This window comes from Pseudomonas sp. GW821-FHT01E10 (assembly GCF_059422365.1).
Window position 1 is genome coordinate 1 of record NZ_JBWKWT010000018.1, and the last position, 23,647, is coordinate 23,647.

24 protein-coding genes and 1 pseudogene are annotated in these 23,647 nt (G+C 60.6%); 19 read left to right on the forward strand and 6 right to left on the reverse strand.

Translation table 11 applies throughout. The annotated features are described in order from the left end of the window. Positions 1–99 precede the first annotated feature (99 nt). Positions 100–774, reverse strand: coding sequence for a RadC family protein (radC, locus tag AC07V0_RS24045; protein ID WP_086944350.1), 675 nt, complete (start codon positions 772–774; stop codon positions 100–102). 135 nt (positions 775–909) lie between these two features. On the opposite strand from radC, the gene coaBC reads away from it, so the two are divergent. From coaBC to AC07V0_RS24070, 5 genes and pseudogenes are all read left to right on the forward strand, one after another. Beyond that, positions 910–2,118 (forward strand): bifunctional phosphopantothenoylcysteine decarboxylase/phosphopantothenate--cysteine ligase CoaBC, encoded by a 1,209-nt coding sequence (gene coaBC / locus AC07V0_RS24050; protein WP_086944349.1) that lies wholly within the window; start codon positions 910–912, stop codon positions 2,116–2,118. A 5-nt stretch (positions 2,119–2,123) separates the two neighbouring features. Further along, positions 2,124–2,579, forward strand: a complete 456-nt coding sequence (gene dut, locus AC07V0_RS24055) for a dUTP diphosphatase (protein WP_018927488.1) — start codon at positions 2,124–2,126, stop codon at positions 2,577–2,579. Positions 2,580–2,921: 342 nt separating this feature from the next. Continuing rightward, positions 2,922–4,298: pseudogene (locus AC07V0_RS24060) on the forward strand (phosphomannomutase/phosphoglucomutase); the annotation flags it as partial. Positions 4,299–4,323: 25 nt separating this feature from the next. Beyond that, the gene (gene argB, locus AC07V0_RS24065; protein WP_018927486.1) at positions 4,324–5,229 is read left to right on the forward strand and encodes an acetylglutamate kinase; all 906 of its coding nucleotides are present in this window, start codon (positions 4,324–4,326) and stop codon (positions 5,227–5,229) included. Between the two features lie 196 nt (positions 5,230–5,425). Next, entirely contained in the window at positions 5,426–5,686 is a 261-nt protein-coding gene (locus AC07V0_RS24070; protein ID WP_018927485.1) for a zinc ribbon-containing protein, read from the forward strand. 91 nt (positions 5,687–5,777) lie between these two features. On the opposite strand, the gene pyrE is transcribed toward AC07V0_RS24070, so the two are convergent. Continuing rightward, positions 5,778–6,422, reverse strand: a complete 645-nt coding sequence (gene pyrE / locus AC07V0_RS24075; protein WP_018927484.1) for an orotate phosphoribosyltransferase — start codon at positions 6,420–6,422, stop codon at positions 5,778–5,780. Between the two features lie 82 nt (positions 6,423–6,504). Here pyrE and crc point away from each other — a divergent pair, with 82 nt between their 5' ends. Further along, positions 6,505–7,284 (forward strand): catabolite repression control protein Crc, encoded by a 780-nt coding sequence (crc, locus tag AC07V0_RS24080; RefSeq protein ID WP_007934608.1) that lies wholly within the window; start codon positions 6,505–6,507, stop codon positions 7,282–7,284. A gap of 72 nt (positions 7,285–7,356) precedes the next feature. Here the strand turns inward: crc and AC07V0_RS24085 are convergent, their stop codons facing one another. Both AC07V0_RS24085 and rph read right to left on the reverse strand, forming a co-directional pair. Then, the gene (locus AC07V0_RS24085) at positions 7,357–7,725 is read right to left on the reverse strand and encodes a DUF4870 domain-containing protein (protein ID WP_018927483.1); all 369 of its coding nucleotides are present in this window, start codon (positions 7,723–7,725) and stop codon (positions 7,357–7,359) included. 30 nt (positions 7,726–7,755) lie between these two features. After that, complete coding sequence (gene rph / locus AC07V0_RS24090; RefSeq protein WP_007934600.1) at positions 7,756–8,478, reverse strand: ribonuclease PH; 723 nt, start codon at positions 8,476–8,478, stop codon at positions 7,756–7,758. A 268-nt stretch (positions 8,479–8,746) separates the two neighbouring features. Here rph and AC07V0_RS24095 point away from each other — a divergent pair, with 268 nt between their 5' ends. From AC07V0_RS24095 to AC07V0_RS24120, 6 genes are all read left to right on the forward strand, one after another. Next, a complete protein-coding gene (locus tag AC07V0_RS24095) occupies positions 8,747–9,610 on the forward strand; it encodes a YicC/YloC family endoribonuclease (protein WP_018927482.1) in 864 nt (287 codons plus the stop codon). A gap of 12 nt (positions 9,611–9,622) precedes the next feature. After that, positions 9,623–10,243: a guanylate kinase gene (gene gmk, locus AC07V0_RS24100; RefSeq protein WP_018927481.1), complete on the forward strand. Its 621-nt coding sequence runs from the start codon at positions 9,623–9,625 to the stop codon at positions 10,241–10,243. Between the two features lie 167 nt (positions 10,244–10,410). Continuing rightward, the gene (gene rpoZ, locus AC07V0_RS24105; RefSeq protein WP_003177259.1) at positions 10,411–10,674 is read left to right on the forward strand and encodes a DNA-directed RNA polymerase subunit omega; all 264 of its coding nucleotides are present in this window, start codon (positions 10,411–10,413) and stop codon (positions 10,672–10,674) included. Between the two features lie 56 nt (positions 10,675–10,730). Continuing rightward, positions 10,731–12,836 (forward strand): bifunctional GTP diphosphokinase/guanosine-3',5'-bis pyrophosphate 3'-pyrophosphohydrolase, encoded by a 2,106-nt coding sequence (spoT, locus tag AC07V0_RS24110; RefSeq protein WP_007934594.1) that lies wholly within the window; start codon positions 10,731–10,733, stop codon positions 12,834–12,836. Positions 12,837–12,860: 24 nt separating this feature from the next. Beyond that, a complete protein-coding gene (locus tag AC07V0_RS24115) occupies positions 12,861–13,241 on the forward strand; it encodes a RidA family protein (RefSeq protein WP_018927480.1) in 381 nt (126 codons plus the stop codon). A 69-nt stretch (positions 13,242–13,310) separates the two neighbouring features. Next, positions 13,311–14,051 (forward strand): hypothetical protein, encoded by a 741-nt coding sequence (locus AC07V0_RS24120; protein ID WP_018927479.1) that lies wholly within the window; start codon positions 13,311–13,313, stop codon positions 14,049–14,051. A gap of 140 nt (positions 14,052–14,191) precedes the next feature. Here AC07V0_RS24120 and AC07V0_RS24125 read toward each other — a convergent pair whose 3' ends face one another. Further along, a complete protein-coding gene (locus AC07V0_RS24125) occupies positions 14,192–15,049 on the reverse strand; it encodes an SDR family oxidoreductase (RefSeq protein ID WP_495019977.1) in 858 nt (285 codons plus the stop codon). Between the two features lie 189 nt (positions 15,050–15,238). On the opposite strand from AC07V0_RS24125, the gene exbB reads away from it, so the two are divergent. The 6 genes from exbB to AC07V0_RS24155 all read left to right on the forward strand — a co-directional run bounded on the left by exbB (position 15,239) and on the right by AC07V0_RS24155 (position 22,049). Then, the gene (gene exbB, locus AC07V0_RS24130) at positions 15,239–16,189 is read left to right on the forward strand and encodes a tonB-system energizer ExbB (protein WP_064621107.1); all 951 of its coding nucleotides are present in this window, start codon (positions 15,239–15,241) and stop codon (positions 16,187–16,189) included. A 6-nt stretch (positions 16,190–16,195) separates the two neighbouring features. Further along, complete coding sequence (exbD, locus tag AC07V0_RS24135) at positions 16,196–16,624, forward strand: TonB system transport protein ExbD (RefSeq protein ID WP_007934588.1); 429 nt, start codon at positions 16,196–16,198, stop codon at positions 16,622–16,624. Beyond that, entirely contained in the window at positions 16,621–17,367 is a 747-nt protein-coding gene (locus AC07V0_RS24140) for an energy transducer TonB family protein (RefSeq protein WP_018927476.1), read from the forward strand. The genes exbD and AC07V0_RS24140 overlap by 4 nt, the downstream gene beginning before the upstream one ends. A 188-nt stretch (positions 17,368–17,555) precedes the next feature. After that, positions 17,556–18,485 carry a hydrogen peroxide-inducible genes activator gene (locus tag AC07V0_RS24145; protein WP_008007618.1) on the forward strand — a complete coding sequence of 310 codons (930 nt, stop codon included), beginning with the start codon at positions 17,556–17,558 and terminating at the stop codon, positions 18,483–18,485. A gap of 9 nt (positions 18,486–18,494) precedes the next feature. Continuing rightward, positions 18,495–20,570, forward strand: a complete 2,076-nt coding sequence (gene recG / locus AC07V0_RS24150; RefSeq protein WP_018927475.1) for an ATP-dependent DNA helicase RecG — start codon at positions 18,495–18,497, stop codon at positions 20,568–20,570. A 78-nt stretch (positions 20,571–20,648) separates the two neighbouring features. Beyond that, positions 20,649–22,049 carry an aminoacyl-tRNA deacylase and HDOD domain-containing protein gene (locus AC07V0_RS24155; protein WP_064621108.1) on the forward strand — a complete coding sequence of 467 codons (1,401 nt, stop codon included), beginning with the start codon at positions 20,649–20,651 and terminating at the stop codon, positions 22,047–22,049. A gap of 286 nt (positions 22,050–22,335) precedes the next feature. Here AC07V0_RS24155 and AC07V0_RS24160 read toward each other — a convergent pair whose 3' ends face one another. Then, a complete protein-coding gene (locus tag AC07V0_RS24160; protein ID WP_064621109.1) occupies positions 22,336–22,719 on the reverse strand; it encodes a hypothetical protein in 384 nt (127 codons plus the stop codon). A gap of 531 nt (positions 22,720–23,250) precedes the next feature. Between AC07V0_RS24160 and AC07V0_RS24165 the strand changes: the two genes are divergently transcribed. Continuing rightward, positions 23,251–23,631 (forward strand): DUF6124 family protein, encoded by a 381-nt coding sequence (locus AC07V0_RS24165; protein ID WP_064621110.1) that lies wholly within the window; start codon positions 23,251–23,253, stop codon positions 23,629–23,631. The last annotated feature ends 16 nt before the right edge of the window (positions 23,632–23,647 follow it).

The following is a 23,647-nucleotide window of genomic DNA, read 5'->3' on the forward strand; positions in this document are numbered from 1 at the left end:
GCGCTACTGAAGGGGCAGAGCGAATACCAGCCGAAAGCAAGTTGAGGGTTTCCCCTCAACCATAGAATCTCCCACAGTGACTCATCTAGCCTTTCCTCTTCACATCCACCCGTACTCGGCCATGGACAACGGATCGCCATCACCGACGATGAAATGGTCGAGCACCCGCACATCGATCAGGTCCAGCGCTTCTTGCAGGCGCTTGGTCAGCATCCGGTCGGCTTGACTGGGATTGGAGTTACCCGACGGATGGTTGTGGCAGAGGATCAACGCTGCGGCGTTGTGGGCCAAAGCGCGTTTAACCACTTGTCTTGGATAGACACTGGTACTGTCGATGGAGCCGCGAAACAGCACTTCAAAGGTCAGCACTTGATGTTTTGAATCCAGAAACAGACAGCCGAATACCTCGTGAGGCTCGTGGCGCAGCATCGACTTCAGGTAATCACGAACCGCCTGCGGATTTTCCAGTGCCGATTTCTGGCGCGCACGTTCGGCTAAGTGCCGCCTGCCCATTTCCTGTGCCGCTTGCAACTGAGCGAATTTCGCCGGCCCGAGCCCCAATTGCCTGCTGAACGCAGTTTGATCGGCTTCGAGCAGTGAACGCAGGCTGCCAAACTGACTCAACAGATGCCGTGCCAGATCTACTGCACTTTTACCCGATACACCGGTACGTAAAAAAATCGCTAGCAACTCGGCGTCCGAAAGACTCGCCGAACCTAACTCAAGTAACCTCTCCCGCGGTCGCTCCGCCGCTGGCCAATCGCGAATGCTCATAACACCTCCATGTAAGTGGGCGCCGCTGTTCCGTAGCGGTCGCTGTGATATCGTAGCCCATCTTTTTTGCGGGCGATTTCACCCCTGGGGAGGGGGTATCGCCATGCAGTCATCAACGAAATGAAAGGCAGACCTATGCAGCGGCTGTATCGGAAACGCATCGTTCTGGGCGTCGGCGGCGGCATTGCTGCCTACAAGAGCGCCGAGCTGGTTCGCCGCCTGATCGACCAGGGCGCCGAAGTGCGCGTGGTCATGACCCGTGGCGGCAGCGAATTCATTACCCCGCTGACCATGCAGGCCCTGTCCGGGCACCCGGTCCACCTGGACCTGCTGGACCCGGCGGCCGAAGCCGCCATGGGTCACATCGAACTGGCCAAATGGGCCGACCTGGTATTGATCGCCCCCGCCACTGCGGACCTGATCGCTCGCCTGGCCCAAGGCATTGCCGACGACCTGCTGACCACGCTGGTGCTGGCCACCGACGCGGTAGTCGCCGTGGCGCCGGCGATGAATCAAGCCATGTGGCGCGACCCGGCGACCCAGGCCAACCTGCAAACCCTCGCAAGCCGCGACTTCAAAGTCTTCGGCCCGGCCTCCGGCAGCCAGGCCTGCGGCGACGTCGGCATGGGCCGCATGCTCGAAGCCACCGACCTCGCCCAGTGCGCGGCAGACTGCTTCCAGCGCCAAGCGCTGACCGGCAAACACGTGCTGATCACCGCCGGCCCGACCCAGGAAAACATCGACCCGGTGCGCTACATCACCAACCACAGCTCCGGCAAAATGGGCTTTGCCCTGGCCGAAGCCGCGGTAGAAGCCGGCGCCCGCGTGACCCTGATCACCGGCCCCGTGCACCTGCCGACCCCGGATCGCGTCACACGCATCGACGTGGTCAGCGCCCGGGACATGCTCGCCGCTTGTGAAGCCGCGATTCCTTGCGACCTGTTCATCGCCTCGGCAGCGGTCGCGGACTACCGTCCGGAAGTCGTGGCCCCACAGAAACTCAAGAAAGACCCTACAAGCGGCGACGGCTTGTTGCTACAGATGGTACGCAACCCAGACATTCTGGCCACCATCGCCACCCGTCCCGACCGTCCGTTCAGTGTCGGCTTTGCCGCCGAAACCGAACACCTGCTCGACTACGCTGCCCGCAAGTTGAAAGACAAGAACCTCGATCTGATCGTCGCCAACGACGTCGCCAACCCGAGTATTGGCTTCAACAGCGAAGAAAACGCCTGCAGCGTGATCGACCGTGAGCTGCACGCCACTATTTTTGCCCAGACCAGCAAAGGCAAGATTGCCCGCCAGCTGATCACTTTTATCGCCGAACGTCTGAACCAGGTTTAATTTACATGCACGCTTTGCAAGCCAAGATCCTCGACCCACGCATCGGCAGCGAATTTCCGCTGCCGCAGTACGCCACGCCCGGCTCCGCCGGCCTCGACCTGCGCGCCATGCTGGAAAAAGACACTGTCATCAAGCCGGGCGAGACCCTGCTGATCCCTACCGGCCTGTCGGTGTATATCGGCGATCCGGGCCTGGCGGCCTTGATTCTGCCGCGCTCCGGCCTGGGCCATAAGCACGGCATCGTGCTGGGCAACCTGGTCGGCCTGATCGACTCCGATTACCAGGGCCCGCTGATGGTGTCGTGCTGGAACCGTGGCCAGACCGATTTCAACATGGTCGTTGGCGAACGCCTCGCACAACTTGTTCTGGTACCAGTGGTTCAAGCGCACTTCGAAATGGTCGAAGAGTTTGTCGAAACCCAGCGCGGCACCGGCGGCTTCGGACATTCCGGCAGCCACTGATATGCCCCCTGTGGCGAGTGAGCTTGCTCGCGCTGGAAAGCGTAGCGGCCCCATGATTCTGGCAACAATTGCCGACTTTGTGAGTGCTGCACACTCAAGCGGGAGCAAGCTCCCTCGCCACAAATCACACAGACGTCATCTGGAAGGTTTACCACTGAAAATCAAGGCATTGATCGACCCAATACTCGTCGACATTGGTGGCATGGCCTTTTCGCACCACGAACTCTCTGCGGAAAACGCCGTCATACCCTTCAGTCCGAGCCAGCCGACGAGTTCTTCGCCGGCAGGTCCAGCCACTTTCGAGATGGAGCATTCCTACAGATGAGCACCCCAGCCCAAGTCGCACCCAAGTTCCCCGACAGCATCTTCCGCGCCTACGACATTCGCGGCACCGTCCCGGAATTCTTGAACGCTGAAACCGCTTATTGGCTCGGTCGCGCCATCGGCTCCCAGAGCCTGGCCCAGGGCGAGCCCAATGTGTCCGTCGGCCGCGACGGTCGCCTGTCCGGCCCGGAACTGGTGGAACAACTGATTCAGGGCCTGGCCGACAGCGGTTGCCACGTCAGCGACGTCGGCCTGGTGCCAACGCCAGCGCTGTACTACGCCGCCAACGTACTGGCCGGCAAATCCGGGGTGATGCTCACCGGCAGCCACAACCCGTCGAACTACAACGGCTTCAAGATCGTCATAGCTGGCGATACCCTGGCCAACGAACAGATCCAGGCCCTGCACGACCGCCTCAAGACCAACAACCTGAGCAGCGGCAAGGGCAGCATCACCAAGGTCGAGATCCTCGACCGCTACAACACCGAAATCGTCCAGGACATCAAACTCGCCCGCCGCCTGAAAGTGGTGGTCGATTGCGGCAACGGCGCGGCCGGCGTGATTGCCCCGCAACTGATCGAAGCCCTGAACTGCGAAGTCATCCCGCTGTTCTGCGATGTCGATGGCAACTTCCCGAACCATCACCCGGACCCGGGCAAGCTGGAAAACCTGGTAGACCTGATCGCCAAGGTCAAGGAAACCAACGCCGACCTGGGCCTGGCCTTCGACGGTGATGGCGACCGCGTGGGCGTGGTCACCAACACCGGCAGCGTCGTGTTCCCGGACCGCCTGCTGATGCTGTTCGCCAAGGATGTGGTAGCACGCAACCCCGACGCGGAAATCATCTTCGACGTCAAATGCACCCGTCGCCTGATCCCGCTGATCAAAGAATATGGCGGTCGCCCACTGATGTGGAAAACAGGTCACTCGCTGATCAAAAAGAAAATGAAACAATCCGGCGCCCTGTTGGCCGGCGAAATGAGCGGGCATATCTTCTTCAAGGAGCGCTGGTTCGGTTTCGACGACGGCATTTACAGCGCCGCGCGGCTGCTGGAGATCCTCAGCAAAGAGAAATCCACCGCGGAAGAGTTGTTCGCGACCTTCCCGAACGATATTTCTACGCCGGAAATCAATATCCATGTGACCGAAGAGAGCAAATTCAGCATCATTGATGCACTGCACGACGCACAGTGGGGTGAAGGCGCCGACCTGACCACCATTGACGGCGTGCGAGTCGACTATGCCAAAGGCTGGGGCCTGGTTCGCGCCTCCAACACCACACCGGTGCTGGTGCTGCGCTTCGAGGCCGATGACGAGGCTGAATTGCAGCGCATCAAGGATGTATTCCACGTCCAGCTGAAGCGCGTTGCACCTGATCTCCAACTACCGTTTTGATCTATTGAAGCACCCGGAGCCCTGAATGACCCTCGAACGCGAAGCCGCCGCCAACACTGCCAAGGTCCTGTCCGAAGCGCTGCCTTACATTCGCCGCTATGTCGGCAAGACACTGGTGATCAAATACGGCGGCAACGCGATGGAAAGCGAGGAGCTGAAAACCGGCTTCGCCCGCGACATCGTGCTGATGAAAGCCGTCGGCATCAACCCGGTGGTGGTTCACGGCGGCGGCCCGCAAATCGGCGACCTGCTCAAGCGACTGTCGATCGAGAGCCACTTTGTCGATGGCATGCGCGTCACCGACGCCGCGACCATGGACGTGGTGGAAATGGTCCTCGGCGGCCAGGTCAACAAGGACATCGTCAACCTGATCAACCGTCACGGCGGCAGCGCCATCGGCCTGACCGGTAAAGACGCCGAGCTGATTCGCGCGAAGAAGCTCACCGTCACCCGCCAGACCCCTGAGATGACCCAGCCGGAAATCATCGACATCGGCCACGTCGGCGAAGTGGTCGGGATCAACACCGACCTGCTGAACCTGCTGGTCAAAGGCGATTTCATTCCGGTGATCGCGCCGATCGGCGTCGGTGCCAACGGCGAGTCGTACAACATCAACGCCGATCTGGTGGCCGGTAAAGTGGCCGAGGCTCTGAAAGCTGAGAAGCTGATGCTGCTGACCAACATTGCCGGCCTGATGGACAAGAGCGGCAAGGTCCTGACCGGCCTGAGCACCCAGCAAGTCGACGACCTGATCGCCGACGGCACCATCTACGGCGGCATGCTGCCGAAGATCCGTTGCGCGCTGGAAGCGGTACAGGGTGGCGTGGGCAGCTCGCTGATCATTGATGGTCGGGTGCCAAATGCAATTCTGCTGGAAATCTTCACCGACACCGGTGTGGGTACGCTGATCAGCAATCGCAAGCGTCCCTGATTCAAAACCTTAAAAAGATCGCAGCCTTCGGCAGCACCTACGGATTTCGGATGTACGAAAAACCTGTAGGAGCTGACGAAGTCTGCGATCTTTTTTATGCGCGCCGGAAATGCCTGACCTGATTGGGCGAAACGTCCGACTTCACGAAGGAAGCAATCTGCATAGGATCTTCTCTGAATCCACAGGAGGTCTACCCATGCAAAAAGACTACGTCCCTTACGGCAGCGATGTTTCACCTGGCACCTATGCCTGTGTCGATTGCGGTCACGAATACTCGAATCAGGGCAAAACATCGATGCCGCCCTGCCCGCAACTCCGCAAGACCGCACACACCCGTCATGGCTGGAGAATTCTGACTGGCCAGGGCGATGCTGTGGCTGATCCGTACCCGGAGAAAACCAATGAACCCAGCGGGATCAAAAAAGCCGAGACATTCAGCAGCACCAGCAAAAAATAATGCTGGGGGACTGGGCCATACATAAACAAAAGACCCCGCTCAACATGCTGAGCGGGGTCTTTTGCTGTCTGCAATCCCTGTGGGAGCGTGATTACACGCCGAACTGGGCGCGGTAGGCTTCAACCGCAGGCAAATGTTGCTTGAGCTGCGGATCGTCAGCCAGGAACTCCAGCACCTGGTTCAGCGAAACGATGCTGATCACCGGAATGCCGAAGTCACGTTCCACTTCCTGGATGGCCGACAACTCACCATTGCCACGCTCCTGACGGTTCAGGGCGATCAGCACACCGGCAGCTTTGGCGCCGTCCTGGGAAGCGATGATCTGCATCACTTCGCGGATGGCGGTGCCCGCGGTGATCACGTCGTCGATGATCAGCACGTCGCCAGTCAATGGCGCGCCAACCAGGCTGCCACCTTCGCCGTGGGCCTTGGCTTCCTTGCGATTGAAGCACCATGGCAGGTCACGGTCGTGATGTTCGGCCAGTGCCACGGCGGTGGCTGCCGCCAACGGGATGCCTTTGTAGGCCGGGCCGAACAGTACGTCGAAGGAAATACCGCTCTCGACGATGGCTGCCGCATAGAAACGGCCCAGCTGTGCCAGGGCCTTCCCTGAGTTGAACAGGCCGGCATTGAAGAAGTATGGACTGGTGCGCCCGGACTTCAGGGTGAACTCACCGAAGCGCAAAACGCCGCGATCGATGGCAAAACGAATGAAATCGCGTTGATACGCTTGCATGAAAAAAACCCCAAATACCACGGATTTAGCTAATTAGGTAGACGCCGTGTATCATACCCGCACGCGATTTTTGGGGCCACTTATGCGGATCATCAGTGTGAACGTCAATGGTATTCAGGCTGCAGTCGAGCGTGGTTTGCTCAGTTGGCTGCAAGCACAGAATGCCGACGTCATCTGCCTGCAGGACACCCGCGCCTCCGCCTTTGAACTGGACGATCCAGCCTTCCAACTGGATGGCTACTTCCTTTATGCCTGCGAAGCCGAAGTTCCCGCCCAAGGTGGCGTGGCTTTGTACTCGCGGTTGCAACCGAAGGCTGTCATCAGCGGTCTCGGCTTCGAGACGGCCGACCGCTACGGGCGCTACCTGCAAGCCGATTTCGACAAGGTCAGCATCGCGACCTTGCTGCTCCCTTCGGGGCAGAATGGCGATGAAGACTTGAACCAGAAGTTCAAGCTAATGGACGACTTCGCCCGTTATCTGGATAAACAGCGACGCAAACGTCGCGAGTACATTTATTGTGGCTCGCTGTACGTGGCGCAACAGAAGCTGGATATCAAGAACTGGCGCGACAGCCAGCAATCCCCGGGCTTCCTGGCGCCTGAGCGTGCCTGGATGGACGAGATTGTCGGCAACATGGGTTATGTCGACGCCCTGCGGGAAGTCAGCCGCGAAGGCGACCAGTACAGCTGGTGGCCGGACAACGAACAGGCCGAGATGCTCAACCTGGGCTGGCGTTTCGACTACCAGTTGCTGACCCCTGGCCTGCGCCGCTTCGTACGCAGCGCACGCCTGCCACGTCAGCCACGGTTCTCGCAGCACGCACCGTTGATCGTGGACTACGACTGGACGCTGACGATCTAAGCGTCTTTTCGCAGATGCAAAAAAGCCGACATTGCTGTCGGCTTTTTTGTGCGCGCTGATTTTTACTGCCTGTTATTTGATCAACCGCCAGGTGAAGGGATAGCGGTAAGGCACCCCGTCATTGGCCTTGAGCCCGGCAATGATGCACAGCACCATCGCCCCGATCAGGACCAGCGGCAGCAGCGCAAAACCGATCAACACCAGCATCAGCACGTAACAGATGCCCGAGACCAGGGCCACGGTAATCTGAAAGTTCAGCGCTTCTTTGCCTTGGGCATCGATGAACGGGTCGGCTTCACGCTTCCACTGCCAGAGTATCAGCGGCCCGATCAGGTGACCGAACGGAAACCAGACACCGAGAAACGCCGAGAGGTGACAAAACATCGCCCACTGGCGAGCCTCGGAGCTCGGGGTGGGAAGCAACTGCTGTTCATCACTCATGGCGCTCTCCTTTGCCGGACATCAAAACAATCAGTCAGCCAGTGCAGCCTTCTGCAGTTCGAAAATCTCGATCATGCCTTTCTTCGCCAGTGCCAGCATCGCGTTCAGCTCTTCCGGCTGGAACGGTGCGCCTTCGGCAGTGCCCTGGACTTCGATGAAACCACCAGTGCTGGTCATCACCACGTTGAGGTCAGTCTCGGCAGCCGAGTCTTCCAGGTAGTCGAGGTCAAGCACAGGTTCGCCCTGATACATGCCTACCGAAACGGCAGCGATCATTTGCTTGAGCGGGTCGCCACCTTTGAGGCCGCCGCGCTTCTTGATCACTTTCAAGGCATCGACCAGTGCAACCATGGCGCCGGTGATGGACGCGGTGCGGGTGCCGCCATCAGCCTGGATCACGTCGCAGTCGACGTACAAGGTGACGTCGCCCAGCTTGGACATGTCCAGCGCAGCGCGCAGGGAACGACCGATCAGCCGCTGGATTTCCAGAGTGCGGCCGCCTTGCTTGCCGCGGCTCGCCTCACGCTGGTTACGCTCGCCAGTGGCGCGCGGCAGCATGCCGTATTCAGCGGTCAACCAGCCCTGGCCCTGCCCCTTGAGGAAACGCGGCACGCCGTTCTCGACGCTGACGGTGCAGATGACCTTGGTATCACCGAACTCGACCAGTACAGATCCCTCGGCGTGTTTGGTGTAGTTGCGGGTAATGCGGATCGAGCGGAGCTGATCGGCAGCGCGACCACTTGGACGTTTCATAGGGATTACCTGTACGGGGGACGGAAAACTGCCGAGCATTATAGAGCCGTGGGCCGCGAGTGGGCACTTCTAAAAAAATCACCCGACGATTGAAGGCTCTGAATAGAGCGTAGCCGACGGCCTGCAGCCCATTGTCACAGCGTGTGATTGGGCGCATCCGCCCCACTGCGCTACAATCCTGCGCCTTTGCTGCCTGTCGGCTTTAATTCACAGATAGCGGGTCCGCGAACCATGGGTTACGCGCCGACCTGCATTGCGAGGTACCTCCATGGTGCACAGCATGACCGCCTTCGCCCGCGTCGAGAAAGCCGGCGTCCAGGGCACCCTGAGCTGGGAGCTGCGCTCGGTCAACAGCCGCTACCTGGAACCCCATCTGCGCCTGCCGGAATCTTTCCGCGACCTCGAGGGCGCCGTCCGCGAAGCCCTGCGCCAGGGAATTTCCCGGGGCAAGCTCGAATGCACCCTGCGTTTCACCGAAGAAAGCACTGGCAAACCGCTGCAAGTGGACCGCGAGCGCGCCGCGCAATTGGTCGCTGCCGCCGAGACCGTCGCCAGCCTGATCAAGAACCCGGCCGCGCTGAACCCGCTGGAAGTCCTGGCCTGGCCCGGCGTGCTGGTGGCCGACGCCGCCGACCCGCAAGCGCTGAATGCCGAAGCCATGGCGCTGTTCAACCAAGGCCTGAAAGAACTCAAGGCCGGCCGCGAGCGCGAAGGCGCGGAGCTGGCGCGGTTGATCAACGAACGCCTGACGTCCATTGAAGAAGATGTGGTGATCCTGCGTGAGCTGGTCCCGCAGATGCTCGCCACGCAGCGTCAGAAAGTCCTCGACCGCTTCACCGACATGAAGGCCGACCTCGACCCGCAGCGCCTGGAGCAGGAAATGGTCATGCTCGCGCAAAAGAGCGACGTCGCCGAAGAACTGGATCGCCTGAGCACTCACATCATCGAAGTTCGCCGGGTGCTCAAATCCGGCGGCGCTGCCGGTCGACGCCTGGATTTCCTGATGCAGGAGCTCAACCGCGAAGCCAACACACTGGGCTCCAAAGCCTTCGACCCGCGCAGCACCCAAGCGGCGGTCAACCTCAAGGTGTTGATCGAGCAGATGCGCGAACAAGTACAGAATATTGAGTAAGGCAAACCTGACATGACCCACAGTACCGGCACCCTGTACATCATTTCCGCACCTTCTGGTGCGGGCAAGAGCAGCCTGGTCAAAGCCCTGACCGACGCTGATCAGGAGATCCGCGTCTCGGTCTCCCACACCACCCGCGCCATGCGCCCTGGTGAAGTGAACGGCGTGAACTATCACTTCGTCGAACGCAGCGAGTTCGTGAAGATGATCGAGCACGGAGATTTCCTCGAGCGCGCCGAAGTGTTCGGCAATCTCTATGGCACTTCGCAAAGCCACCTGCAGCAGACCCTGGATGAAGGTCACGACCTGATTCTGGAAATTGACTGGCAGGGTGCAGAGCAAGTGCGCAAGTTGATGCCCCAGGCCCGTTCGATCTTCATTCTGCCGCCGTCCCTGGAGGCCCTGCACCAACGCCTGACCAATCGCGGCCAGGACAGTGACGAGATCATCGAAGGCCGGATGCGCGAAGCCGTCAGCGAGATGAGCCATTACGTCGACTACGATTACCTGATCATCAACGACAATTTCGCCCACGCACTGGACGATCTGAAGGCGATTTTCCGCGCCAACCAGCTGCATCAGAAGCGTCAGCAGCAGCGTCATGGCAAATTATTAGCTGAATTGCTCGGCTAATCAGCTCTTCCCAAAACCGCTGCAAGGGCTTTACATTGGTGCTTATAGCGCGTTGAAGAGCCTGGTCAAAAAATCAGCGCTTCCCTAATCGCTGGTGATTTTTTAAACTGTTGAGTCCGCTCGCCCAACCGGGCAGCGCGCATATTGCATTCGCTCCGAGGAATACCATGGCCCGCGTAACCGTTGAAGACTGCCTAGAACACGTGGAAAACCGCTTTGAGCTGGTCATGCTCTCTACCAAGCGTGCCCGTCAACTGGCCACTGGTGGCAAAGAGCCCCTGGTTCAGTGGGAAAACGACAAGCCTACAGTTGTAGCGCTGCGTGAAATCGCTGAAGGCCTGATGAGCTACGAGTTCATCGCCAACGCTGAAATCGTCGAAGACGAACCGCTGTTCGCAGCGTTCGAGGACGAGTCCAACGAGGCAGTATAAGCCATGCCTGGTCGACGTAGCACGGCGCGGGGTCATAGCAAACGGCAGGAATTATCATGCCGAGCATAGACGCCCTCGCCGATCGCTTATCGACCTACCTCGGCAAGGACCAGGTCAACCTGGTCCGCCGAGCGTACTTCTACGCCGAACAAGCCCACGACGGTCAACGCCGCCGCAGCGGTGAGGCGTACGTCACGCATCCTCTTGCGGTGGCGAATATTCTTGCCGACATGCACATGGACCATCAAAGCTTGATGGCTGCAATGCTGCATGACGTGATCGAAGACACCGGTATTGCCAAGGAAGCGCTGCAAGCGCAGTTCGGCGAAACCGTGGCCGAACTGGTCGACGGGGTCAGCAAACTGACCCAGATGAACTTCGAGACCAAAGCCGAAGCCCAGGCCGAAAACTTCCAGAAAATGGCCATGGCCATGGCGCGCGACATTCGCGTGATCCTGGTCAAGCTGGCCGACCGCCTGCACAACATGCGTACCCTGGAAGTGCTGTCCGGCGAAAAACGCCGGCGGATCGCCAAGGAAACCCTGGAAATCTATGCGCCCATCGCCAACCGGCTGGGCATGCACGCCATCCGCATAGAATTCGAAGACCTCGGCTTCAAGGCCATGCACCCGATGCGTTCCGCGCGGATCAACCAGGCGGTCAAACGCGCCCGGGGCAACCGCAAGGAAATCGTCAACAAGATCGAAGAGTCCCTCAGCCACTGCCTGGCCATTGATGGCATCCAGGGCGAGGTCAGCGGTCGTCAGAAACACCTCTACGGCATCTACAAGAAAATGCGCGGCAAGCGTCGGGCCTTCAACGAGATCATGGACGTCTACGCGTTCCGGATCATCGTCGACAAGGTCGATACCTGCTACCGCGTGCTGGGTGCTGTGCATAATTTGTACAAACCGTTGCCGGGGCGCTTCAAGGATTACATCGCGATCCCCAAGGCCAACGGCTACCAGTCGCTGCACACCACGCTGTTCGGCATGCACGGTGTACCGATCGAGATCCAGATCCGCACCCGTGAAATGGAAGAGATGGCCAACAATGGCATCGCCGCCCATTGGCTGTACAAATCCAGCGGCGACGAACAGCCCAAAGGCACTCATGCCCGCGCCCGCCAGTGGGTCAAAGGCGTGCTGGAGATGCAGCAACGGGCCGGCAACTCGCTGGAATTCATCGAGAGCGTGAAGATCGACCTGTTCCCGGACGAGGTCTACGTGTTCACGCCCAAGGGCCGGATCATGGAACTTCCAAAAGGCTCCACGGCGGTCGACTTCGCTTACGCGGTACACACCGACGTGGGCAACAGCTGCATTGCCTGCCGGATCAACCGTCGTCTCGCGCCGCTGTCCGAACCGCTGCAAAGCGGCTCCACGGTCGAGATCGTCAGCGCCCCCGGCGCACGGCCGAACCCGGCATGGCTCAACTTCGTGGTCACCGGCAAGGCGCGGACCCACATCCGCCATGCGCTTAAGCTGCAACGCCGCTCCGAATCCATCAGCCTCGGCGAACGCCTGCTGAACAAGGTGCTCAACGGTTTCGACAGCTCGCTGGAAAAAGTCCCGGCCGAGCGTGTGCAGTTGATGCTCCACGAATATCGCCTGGAACTGATCGAAGACCTGCTCGAAGACATCGGACTGGGCAATCGCATGGCTTACGTAGTCGCCCGCCGCCTGCTCGGCGAAGGCGAACAGCTGCCAAGCCCGGAAGGTCCGCTGGCCATTCGCGGTACCGAAGGCCTGGTGCTCAGTTACGCCAAGTGCTGCACGCCGATCCCTGGCGACCCGATCGTTGGCCATCTGTCCGCCGGCAAAGGGATGGTGGTGCACCTGGACAACTGCCGCAACATCAGCGAAATCCGCCACAACCCGGAAAAATGCATCCAGCTCTCGTGGGCCAAGGATGTCACCGGCGAATTCAACGTCGAGCTGCGCGTCGAACTGGAACACCAGCGCGGCCTGATCGCCTTGCTGGCCAGCAGCGTCAACGCGGCCGACGGCAATATCGAAAAAATCAGCATGGACGAACGCGACGGTCGTATCAGCGTGGTCCAACTGGTGGTCAGCGTGCACGACCGCGTGCACCTGGCCCGCGTGATCAAGAAACTGCGCGCCCTGACCGGGGTCATCCGCATCACCCGCATGCGCGCGTAGCCCACCCTTCACAAGGAGTCATACATGACCAAGACCGTTATCAACAGCGACAAGGCCCCGGCCGCCATCGGTACTTACTCCCAGGCGATCAAGGCTGGCAACACCGTGTACATGTCGGGTCAGATTCCTCTGGACCCAAAAACCATGGAACTGGTCGAAGGCTTCGAAGCCCAGACCATCCAGGTATTCGAGAACCTCAAAGCCGTGGCAGAAGCCGCCGGTGGTTCGTTTAAAGACATCGTCAAACTGAACATTTTCCTCACCGACCTGAGCCACTTCGCCAAGGTCAACGAGATCATGGGCAAGTACTTCGACCAGCCTTACCCAGCCCGCGCCGCCATCGGCGTTGCAGCCCTGCCAAAGGGTTCGCAGGTTGAAATGGATGCCATTCTGGTCATCGAGTAATGTGTCTGGCGCAGCCTTGCGAGGCTGCGCCGACTGATCTTGTACAAAGGGTTCTGAAAGGATTCCACCATGCGCCACGCGCTAGCTCTCTCGCTGGTCGCCCTACTCTTGGGCGGATGTGCCAGCAACCCTGCCGACCGTGATATCAGCGGCACCTGGATCAACCAGGTGGCGATCGATGCCGCATCCAAAGGCGGCCCCCTGCGTGAAGCGCTCCAGGCCTATGGCCCGAATCTGGAATGGAACGTCAACACCAGGGCCGGTCAGGCCCGCTACACCAATGGTTTTGAAAACGTCGAAGGCAAGCTGCTGGGCGAAAAGTCCGGCGCCTGGAATGTCGACTTTTATGGCAGCTCCGCCAGCGAGCTGAAGCGTGATGGCAAGCGACTGAACCAGGCTGCCAACGACAACGAGCCCGAGCAAGTCTTCGACCGCGCATCGGTCCAGGTTCCGGAAGGAGCGCCTATTGGCGCTAGTTTCGAGCGCGCGCTGTATTCGGCTTACATGGGCGGCAGCTGGAAAATCCTCAGCGGCCCGGGCGAAGGCAGCACCGTCCAGTTCCAGGCAGACGGTCAGGTCGCCGGTCTGCCCGGTGCAGATCGCTATGCCCTGTGCCTGGCAGGCGATTGCGCGTCGATGAGCGGCGGCAACGACAACATCTGGCTGCAGTTGAATGGCCAGGGCAATACCTGGATCTTTGCGCGCAAGGGCAAAGAACTGGAGATTTTCCAGACGGTGAACACTGCACTGGCGGACGAGATGCCTTCGTTCACACCGGGTGATCGCAAGTGGTTGCTCGAAAAGCAGTAAGCCCGCCCTGAAGCCAACGCAGAACCCATGTGGGAGCAGGCTTGCTCGCGAAAGCGGTGTAACAATCAACGATGATGTTGAATGTTATATCCCCTTCGCGAGCAAGCCTGCTCCCACATTTGGTTTGAGGTGACTGGAAGTCAGCAGCGGCCTTCGAGGATCGCGGCATAACCTTCGCGGAAACTCGGATAGCGCGGTGTCCAGCCCAACGCCTTCGCCCGGGAGTTACTGCAGCGCTTGCTGCCGGCACGACGCACACTGGCATCATCGGCCCACTCGGTCACGCCCAGATACTCACGCAACCAGCCCACCACCTCTGCCATTGGCGCAGGCGCATCATCGACACCTATATAAGCATCATCCAGCGCCACTCCACGCCGATCCGCCTCAAGCAGGAACGCCAGCAACCCCGCCGCGTCGTCGACGTGAATGCGATTGGCGTACAGCGGGGGATCGATCGCCACGCGATAACCGCGACGAACCTGAGTCAGTAGCCACTCTCGACCCGGACCATAAATACCGGTCAGACGCACGATGCTGGCCGGGATGCCGCTATCACGCGCCACTTGCTCGGCTTCCAGCATCAAACGCCCCGAATAACCGCCCGCCACCGTCGGCGAGGTTTCATCGACCCACTCACCGTCCTGCTGACCGTAAACACTGCTGCTGGAGACAAACAGAATGCGCTTTGGCTGCTGGCCATGTTGTTTCAACCACCCCAGCACATGCTGCAAGCCTTCGACATAGGCGGAGCGATAGCCCGCCTCGTCGTGGTCGGTGGCAGCGGCGCTGTACACCAGATAGTCCAGTGGCGTGGTCGGCCAGTCAGCCGGGCATTGCGCGCTGAACAGGTCACCCGCAACGCCAACCACTCCGGCTGGCAAGCGCGACACATTGCGGCGCAGGCCATAAACCTGCCAGTGCCCTGCCAGCAATTGCGTAGCCAGACGGCTGCCGACATCACCGCAGCCGGCGATCAAAACAGAAGGCGCGGACATCAGAAGACTCCCTCAAGAAAGGTACAGACTAGCGCCCGAAATGGATAAGCAGCTAGCAATGGAAGAAAAAAAGAGACGCTATTACTTTTGTTAACAAGAATTAATTGCAATAATGCCAGCCACTTTTGTTCTCGGCCTTACGAGGCCTGGAAGAACACTTACCGTCTTTTCCTCTCAGGTCCGGCCAGCATGACACGCAATCAACTCTCCGCTTCGCCAACCAAACGACCTCGCGCCTGGAGCGCGGTAGCCGCCCTGCTGCTCAGCCTGATGCTGGCGCCGACCGCCGCATTCGCCGATGCGCAAGCGCCGGCCACACAGCCTGCGGCTACTCAAACACCAGCCGTTCAAACCGCACCTGTCGCGACCGATCCGGTCCAGGCCGTAGACGCCGCGGACATGCCGCAAGCTCTCGAAGCCGACAACTCCCTGGGCATGGCCCACGACCTGTCGCCATGGGGCATGTACAAGAACGCCGATATTATCGTGAAAATCGTGATGATCGGCCTGGCCATCGCCTCGATCATCACCTGGACCATCTGGATCGCCAAGGGCTTCGAGCTGATGGGCGCCAAGCGTCGTCTGCGCGCTGAAATCGCTCATCTGAAAAAAGCCGCCACCCTTAAGGAAGCCAGCACCACGGCGGCCAAGGAAGGCACCCTGGCCAACCTGCTGGTCCACGACGCGCTGGAAGAAATGCGCTTGTCGGCCAACAGCCGCGAGAAGGAAGGCATCAAGGAACGCGTGAGCTTCCGCCTCGAGCGCCTCGTCGCAGCCTGCGGTCGCAACATGAGCAGCGGCACCGGCGTGCTGGCCACCATCGGTTCCACCGCGCCGTTCGTCGGCCTGTTCGGTACCGTATGGGGCATCATGAACAGCTTCATCGGCATCGCCAAAACCCAGACCACCAACCTCGCCGTCGTGGCCCCCGGCATCGCCGAAGCCCTGCTGGCGACCGCGCTGGGTCTGGTTGCAGCGATTCCTGCGGTGGTCATCTACAACGTCTTCGCCCGCTCCATTGCCGGTTACAAGGCACAAGTGTCCGACGCCTCGGCGGAAGTCCTGCTGCTGGTCAGCCGCGACCTCGACCACCAGCCGCCCGAGCGCAGCTCGCAACCGCACATGGTGAAAGTGGGGTAATCGGCCATGGGCCTGCATTTGAAAGAAGGCGCAGACGACGATCTGGCCGAGAACCACGAAATCAACGTCACGCCGTTCATCGACGTAATGCTGGTGCTGTTGATCATCTTCATGGTGGCGGCGCCGCTGGCCACCGTGGACATCAAGGTCGACCTGCCCGCCTCCACCGCCAAACCGGCGCCGCGGCCAGAGAAACCGGTGTTCCTCAGCGTCAAAGCTGACCAGCGCCTGTTCCTCGGCGAAGACGAAGTGAAGACCGAAGCCCTCGGCGCCACACTCGACGCCAAGACCCAGGGCAAGAAAGACACGACGATCTTCTTCCAGGCCGACAAAGGCGTGGACTACGGCGACCTGATGAGCGTGATGGACGCCCTGCGCGCCGCCGGTTACCTGAAGGTCGGCCTGGTCGGACTCGAGACGGCAGCCAAAAAATGATCAACACGCGCCAAAAGCTGACGCGTTACAGCGGTAGCCTGGCCGTGGTGCTGGGCGTCCATGCGCTGGCCATTGCGCTCGCGCTGAACTGGACCTCGCGCCCGCCGATCGAGCTGCCGCCGCAAGCGATGATGGTCGAGCTGGCGCCGATGCCGGCCCCGCCACCGCCCGCACCGCCGAAGGTGATCACGCCGCCACAGCCACCGGCACCGGTGGAAGAACTGCCGATTCCAAAACTCGCTGAAGCGCCGAAGGCCGAGATTGCCGTGCCCAAGCCGGTCAAACCCAAGCCGAAGCCGCAACCGCCCAAGCCTGTGGAGAAAAAGCCGGAGCCACCGAAGGAAAAGCCTTCCGAGGAGAAGCCTAGCGACACGCAGCCAACCCAGGCGCCGACGGAGAAGTCCGCTCAGCCGGCTCCCGGTCCATCGCCCGCGCAACAAGCCGCCAAGGCCAGTTGGCAAGGCACCCTGCTCGCGCACCTGGCCAAGTACAAAAAGTACCCGGCCAGCGCACAGCAACGCGGCAAGGAAGGTTTGAACCGTCTGCGCTTTGTGGTGGATGCCGAAGGTAACGTGCTGTCGTTCGAACTGGTGGGCCGCTCCGGCAACGCCGATCTGGACCGGGCTACCCTGGAAATGATCCGCCGCGCCCAACCGCTGCCCAAGCCACCGGCCGACATGCTGAACAACGGCACCATCGAAATCGTTGCACCGTTTGTTTACTCGCTGGAACGCCGACGCTAAAAACACCGCCGCTCCCACAGGTTCTTCGGCGGTTACAAAACCTATAAAAGGCACCGAAAGGTGCCTTTTTGCATATCTGGAAACGGCAAACCTGCATTGCCCAGTGTCACTTAGCACACTCAGTCTGATAACGTGCGTCTATCGATTGCAGCCGGTATGCTTGGCCCGCAACTTCATGGACGCTTGCTATGACTCTCACAGAATTACGCTACATCGTTACCCTCGCCCAAGAGCAGCACTTCGGTCACGCGGCCGAGCGTTGCCACGTCAGCCAGCCGACCCTGTCGGTGGGCGTGAAAAAGCTTGAAGACGAACTCGGTGTGCTGATTTTCGAGCGCAGCAAGAGCGCCGTGCGCCTGACCCCGGTCGGTGAAGGCATTGTTGCCCAGGCACAGAAAGTCCTGGAACAGGCCCAAGGCATCCGCGAACTGGCCCAGGCCGGCAAGAACCAGCTGACCGCGCCGCTGAAAGTCGGCGCGATCTACACCGTCGGCCCGTACCTGTTCCCGCACCTGATTCCACAACTGCACCGGGTCGCCCCGCAGATGCCGTTGTACATCGAAGAAAACTTCACCCACGTGCTGCGCGACAAACTGCGCAACGGCGAGCTCGACGCGATCATCATCGCCCTGCCGTTCAACGAAGCCGATGTACTGACGTTGCAGCTCTACGACGAGCCGTTCTACGTCCTGATGCCGGCCCAACACCCGTGGACGCAAAAAGAATCCATCGACGCCGCTCTGCTCAACGACAAGAGCCTGCTGCTGCTCGGCGAAGGCCACTGCTTCCGCGATCAAGTGCTGGAAGCCTGCCCGACCCTGGCCAAAGGCAACGACGGCGCCAAGCACACCACGGTGGAATCCAGCTCGCTGGAAACCATCCGCCACATGGTCGCCTCTGGCCTGGGCATTTCGATCCTGCCGCTGTCGGCGGTGGACAGCCACCACTACGCCCCCGGCGTGATCGAAGTGCGTCCATTGAGTGCGCCGGTGCCGTTCCGCACCGTGGCCATCGCCTGGCGCGCGAGCTTCCCACGGCCCAAGGCGATTGAAATCCTCGCCGACTCCATTCGCCTGTGCTCGGTGGCCAAGCCGCCAGCGCCGGTGGTGGCCGGTTAAGTCGCTGTCATGACCGAGTTGTCGCAAGTGTCGGTGACGGCACTCAAGGGTGTCGGCGAAGCCATGGCCGAGAAACTCGCCAAGGTCGGTCTGGAGAATCTCCAGGACGTGCTGTTCCACCTGCCGTTGCGCTATCAGGACCGCACTCGCGTGGTCCCGATCGGCCATTTGCGACCCGGGCAAGACGCGGTGATCGAAGGCACCGTCAGCGGTGCCGACGTGGTCATGGGCCGGCGCCGTAGCCTGGTTGTCCGTCTGCAGGACGGTACCGGCGGGCTCAGCCTACGCTTCTACCATTTCAGCAACGCCCAGAAAGAAGGCCTCAAACGCGGCACACGGATTCGCTGCTACGGCGAAGCCCGGCCCGGCGCCTCGGGGCTGGAAATCTACCACCCGGAATACCGCGCCATCACCGGTGACGAACCGCCGCCGGTGGATGAAACCCTGACCCCGGTCTACCCGCTCACCGAAGGCCTGACCCAGCAGCGTTTGCGCCAGTTGTGCATGCAAACCCTGACCCTGCTCGGCCCCAGCAGCCTGCCCGACTGGCTGCCGACCGAACTGGCCCGGGACTATCAACTGGCGCCGCTGGCCGATGCGATCCGCTACCTGCATCACCCGCCCGCTGATGCCGACGTCGACGAACTCGCCCTCGGTCATCACTGGGCCCAGCATCGTCTGGCCTTCGAAGAACTGCTGACCCATCAACTGTCCCAGCAGCGCCTGCGCGAGAGCATGCGTGCCCTGCGCGCGCCGGCCATGCCCAAAGCCACGAAACTGCCACAACAGTATCTGGCTAACCTCGGCTTCACCCCGACCGGCGCCCAGCAACGGGTCGGCAACGAAATCGCTTACGACCTCAGCCAGCACGAACCGATGCTGCGGCTGATTCAGGGCGACGTGGGCGCGGGCAAAACCGTGGTCGCCGCCCTCGCCGCGCTTCAGGCGCTGGAAGCGGGTTATCAGGTCGCACTGATGGCGCCCACCGAAATCCTCGCCGAGCAGCACTTCATCACCTTCAAGCGCTGGCTCGAACCGCTGGGCATCGAAGTTGCGTGGCTGGCGGGCAAGCTCAAGGGCAAAAACCGCGTGGCCGCGCTGGAGCAGATCGCGGGCGGCGCACCGATGGTGGTCGGCACCCACGCACTGTTCCAGGACGAAGTGCAATTCAAGAACCTGGCACTGGCGATCATCGACGAACAGCACCGCTTCGGCGTGCAGCAGCGCCTGGCATTGCGGCAGAAAGGCGTCGGCGGGCGGATGTGTCCGCACCAGCTGATCATGACCGCCACGCCGATCCCGCGGACGCTGGCCATGAGCGCCTACGCCGACCTCGACACCTCGATCCTCGACGAATTGCCCCCCGGCCGCACCCCGGTGAATACGGTGCTGGTCACCGACACCCGGCGCGTCGAAGTGATCGAACGGGTGCGCGGCGCTTGTGCCGAGGGCCGTCAGGCCTATTGGGTGTGCACGCTGATCGAAGAGTCGGAAGAGCTGACCTGCCAGGCCGCCGAAACCACACACGAAGACCTCACCGCCGCCCTCGGCGAGTTGAAGGTCGGCCTGATCCACGGCCGCATGAAGCCCGCCGAAAAAGCTGCCGTCATGGCCGAATTCAAGGCCGGCAACCTGCAACTGCTGGTCGCCACCACCGTGATCGAAGTTGGCGTGGACGTGCCCAACGCCAGCCTGATGATCATCGAAAACCCCGAACGCCTTGGCCTCGCACAATTGCACCAGTTGCGTGGCCGCGTCGGCCGGGGCAGCGCCGTCAGCCATTGCGTGCTGCTCTACCATCCACCGCTGTCGCAGATCGGCCGTCAGCGGCTGGGCATCATGCGCGAAACCAACGACGGTTTTGTCATCGCCGAAAAAGACCTCGAACTGCGCGGCCCCGGCGAAATGCTCGGCACACGCCAGACCGGCCTGCTGCAATTCAAGGTCGCGGACCTGATGCGCGATGCCGATTTACTGCCCGCCGTGCGCGACGCCGCCCAAGCCTTGCTCGAACGCTGGCCGGATCACGTCAGCCCGCTGCTCGACCGCTGGCTACGCCATGGGCAGCAATACGGCCAAGTGTGAGCACTGTCGCAGTTTCTGGACCCTGGCTTTAAACAAGCTGGTTATACTCCTGCAATTGTTTGAAAACGGATACAGACCATGACAGAAGCTGCCCTCGCCCCTGAAACCCCGCACGCTCCGTCTGTTATTCGGCTGCTGCTCGGCAAACTGGGCATCGCCTACCAGGAAGTCCTCGACCATCACGGCCTGAACGCCTCACGCAAAGTGCAGGCGGTTTTGCTGGACGATGCCGTCGGCGCGCTCATGGTGCTGTTTCCGCAAAGTCAATTGCTCGACCTCAACCGCCTCGCAGAACTCACCGGCCGCCGGTTGACCGCCGTATCCACCGAACGCCTGGTAAAAATGCTCGGCAAACACAGCCTGAGCCTGCTGCCCGGCCTGCCGGCGCTCACCAGCTCACCGTGCCTGTATGAAGAAAGCCTGCTGCGCGAACCGAAGTTGCTGATCAACTCGGGCGAGCCGGGCGTGCTGCTGGAAATCACCAGCGAAGATTTCAAAACCATGCTGACCAAGGCCAGCGCCGGCAACTTCGGCGAAGCCGTGCACAGCATCCGCCCGAACCTCGACCGCCCCGACGATGACCGCGAGGAAATCACCCAGGCCGTGCAAGCGTTCACCGCGCGGCGCATTCAGCAACGCCTGGAAGCGACCATCGAGATACCGCCGCTGGCCGAAACCGCGCAAAAAATCATCAAACTGCGGGTCGACCCCAACGCCACCATCGACGACATCACCGGCGTGGTCGAAACCGACCCAGCCCTGGCCGCCCAAGTCGTCAGCTGGGCGGCGTCGCCGTACTACGCCTCGCCGGGCAAGATTCGTTCAGTGGAAGACGCCATCGTCCGCGTGCTGGGTTTCGACCTGGTGATCAACCTGGCGCTGGGCCTGGCCCTGGGCAAAACCCTGAGCCTGCCCAAAGACCACCCGCAACACACCACGCCGTACTGGCAGCAATCGATCTACACCGCCGCCGTCATCGAAGGCCTGACCCGCGCCATGCCCCGCGCCCAGCGCCCGGAAGCCGGCCTGACCTACCTCGCCGGCCTGCTGCACAACTTCGGTTACCTGCTGCTGGCCCACGTCTTCCCGCCGCACTTCTCGCTGATCTGCCGCCACCTGGAGGTCAACCCGCACCTGTGCCACAGCTACGTCGAGCAACACCTGCTGGGCATCAGCCGCGAACAGATCGGCTCATGGCTGATGCGCTACTGGGACATGCCCGAAGAACTGGCCACCGCCCTGCGCTTCCAGCACGACCCAAGCTACGACGGCGACTACGCCGAGTACCCGAACCTCGTATGTTTGGCCGTGCGTTTGCTGCGTAGTCGCGGGATTGGTTCGGGTCCGGATGAAGACATTCCGGATGCGTTGCTGGAACGCGTTGGTTTGACGCGCGACAAGGCCAACGATGTGGTCAGCAAAGTGCTTGAAGCTGAAGTGTTGCTGCGCGAATTGGCTTCGCAATTTAGCCAGGCCTAAAGGCATCGTCGGATCGCCGCCCGGACCAAGCCACGCTCCCACAGGACTCAGGTAATCCCTGTGGGAGCGGGCTTGCCCGCGATGAATCCCCCACCGATCTACCTGATCACCACAACCCCTGTGGCGAGGGAGCTCGCTCCCGCTCGACTGCGCAGCAGTCGCAACCCAGCCGCCGCAGTGTGTGAGATACAACCGAAGTCTCAGGCTTTAGGGCCGCTTCGCAGCCCAGCGGGAGCAAGCTCCCTCGCCACAAAAGCCTCCTCCACTCCTGACTGGATCAAGGTTCTCAGGCCTCAGCCTTCGCCTTCCTAGGCTTCAAATACTTGGTCAACCCCTGAAACCAGATCACCAGCGCCGGGTTGCCCTTGATCTGAATCGACTTGTCCTGAATCCCCTGCATGAACGCCAACTGCTTGTTCTTCGCCTGCATCGTGGCAAAGCCATACGCCGCGTCTTTAAAGGCAATCGCAAACGCAGGCTCGGCATACACGCCGGACTTGCTGGTAATGCGCTGATCCTTCACCACGAAATGCCGCGCCACCTTCCCGTCCAGGGTCTGTAGCTGAAACACCAACGCCTTGTCACCCAACTGCTGCTGAAACGCAGGATTAGTCCGACTGGCCTTACCCATCAACAAACCCAGCATCCACAGAAGAAAACGAAATTTCATGCGCACAGCCTCAAAAGAAAAATGAACGGCCGGCGCAGTGTAGTCGCTTCAAGCCAGAACGCCACCATCGGGTTGCGTTAGAAGAAGATGAACCGTTTTTCCCGCATGATGACCGCTAAGTCACGCTTTGCACTTCATTCTGAGGGACCCGACCTACACCTAAAGAAACACATTCCTGTAGGAGCTGCCGAAGGCTGCGATCTTTTGATCTTAATGCCCTCAAACCACTCGGACATTTCCTTCAAAACGCCGGGCTGTCCGTGAACTAGGCGACCTTGGCGTTCACCGATAACCTCTGTTCGTCACCGCAAAATCGGTGACTCGGACGTGCAAGTCCGGAATCGGCACACAATCGGTTATGGCTATTCATTGAGCGTTTTCCTATGCTCCCGAATCGTTATGGCGGCTGTGTGTGGGAGACCTTCGGGTCTGCCGGTTTGCCGATTCCGGTCTTGCACACCTATACACAGCTGCCACCTCATTCGAAGTGCAAGCGAAACGGTGCTAGCTCCTAATATCGGTACTACTCAAATGATCAAGCCAACACCGAATCCCCCAGAAAACCCAGCCACATCCCCCTACGAATCCTTAGATTCCAGAAAACTCCACGAAGCCGCCGAACGCGCCCTCGACCACCATTTCGCCCCACCACCCAACGAAAAACCCAAGCGCAAAGGCAAACTCTTCACCGTCTCCCCCGACATCGACACCGAAGCCCTCCTGGCCAACGCCTCCGAAGACCTGAAGTCCATCAGCGCCATCGCCGCCGACCTGGCCGATGACATCGAAGGCACCCGCCGCTCAGTCGCCCTGGCGCTCAGCAGAATGGCGGATGGAGTGCAGTTGTTGGTGGAGCGAGCGCTGGATCATATCGATTCGCCGAATCCGGCGGAGCATCGGGCTAAGGCATAAAGGGACCACAGAAAGA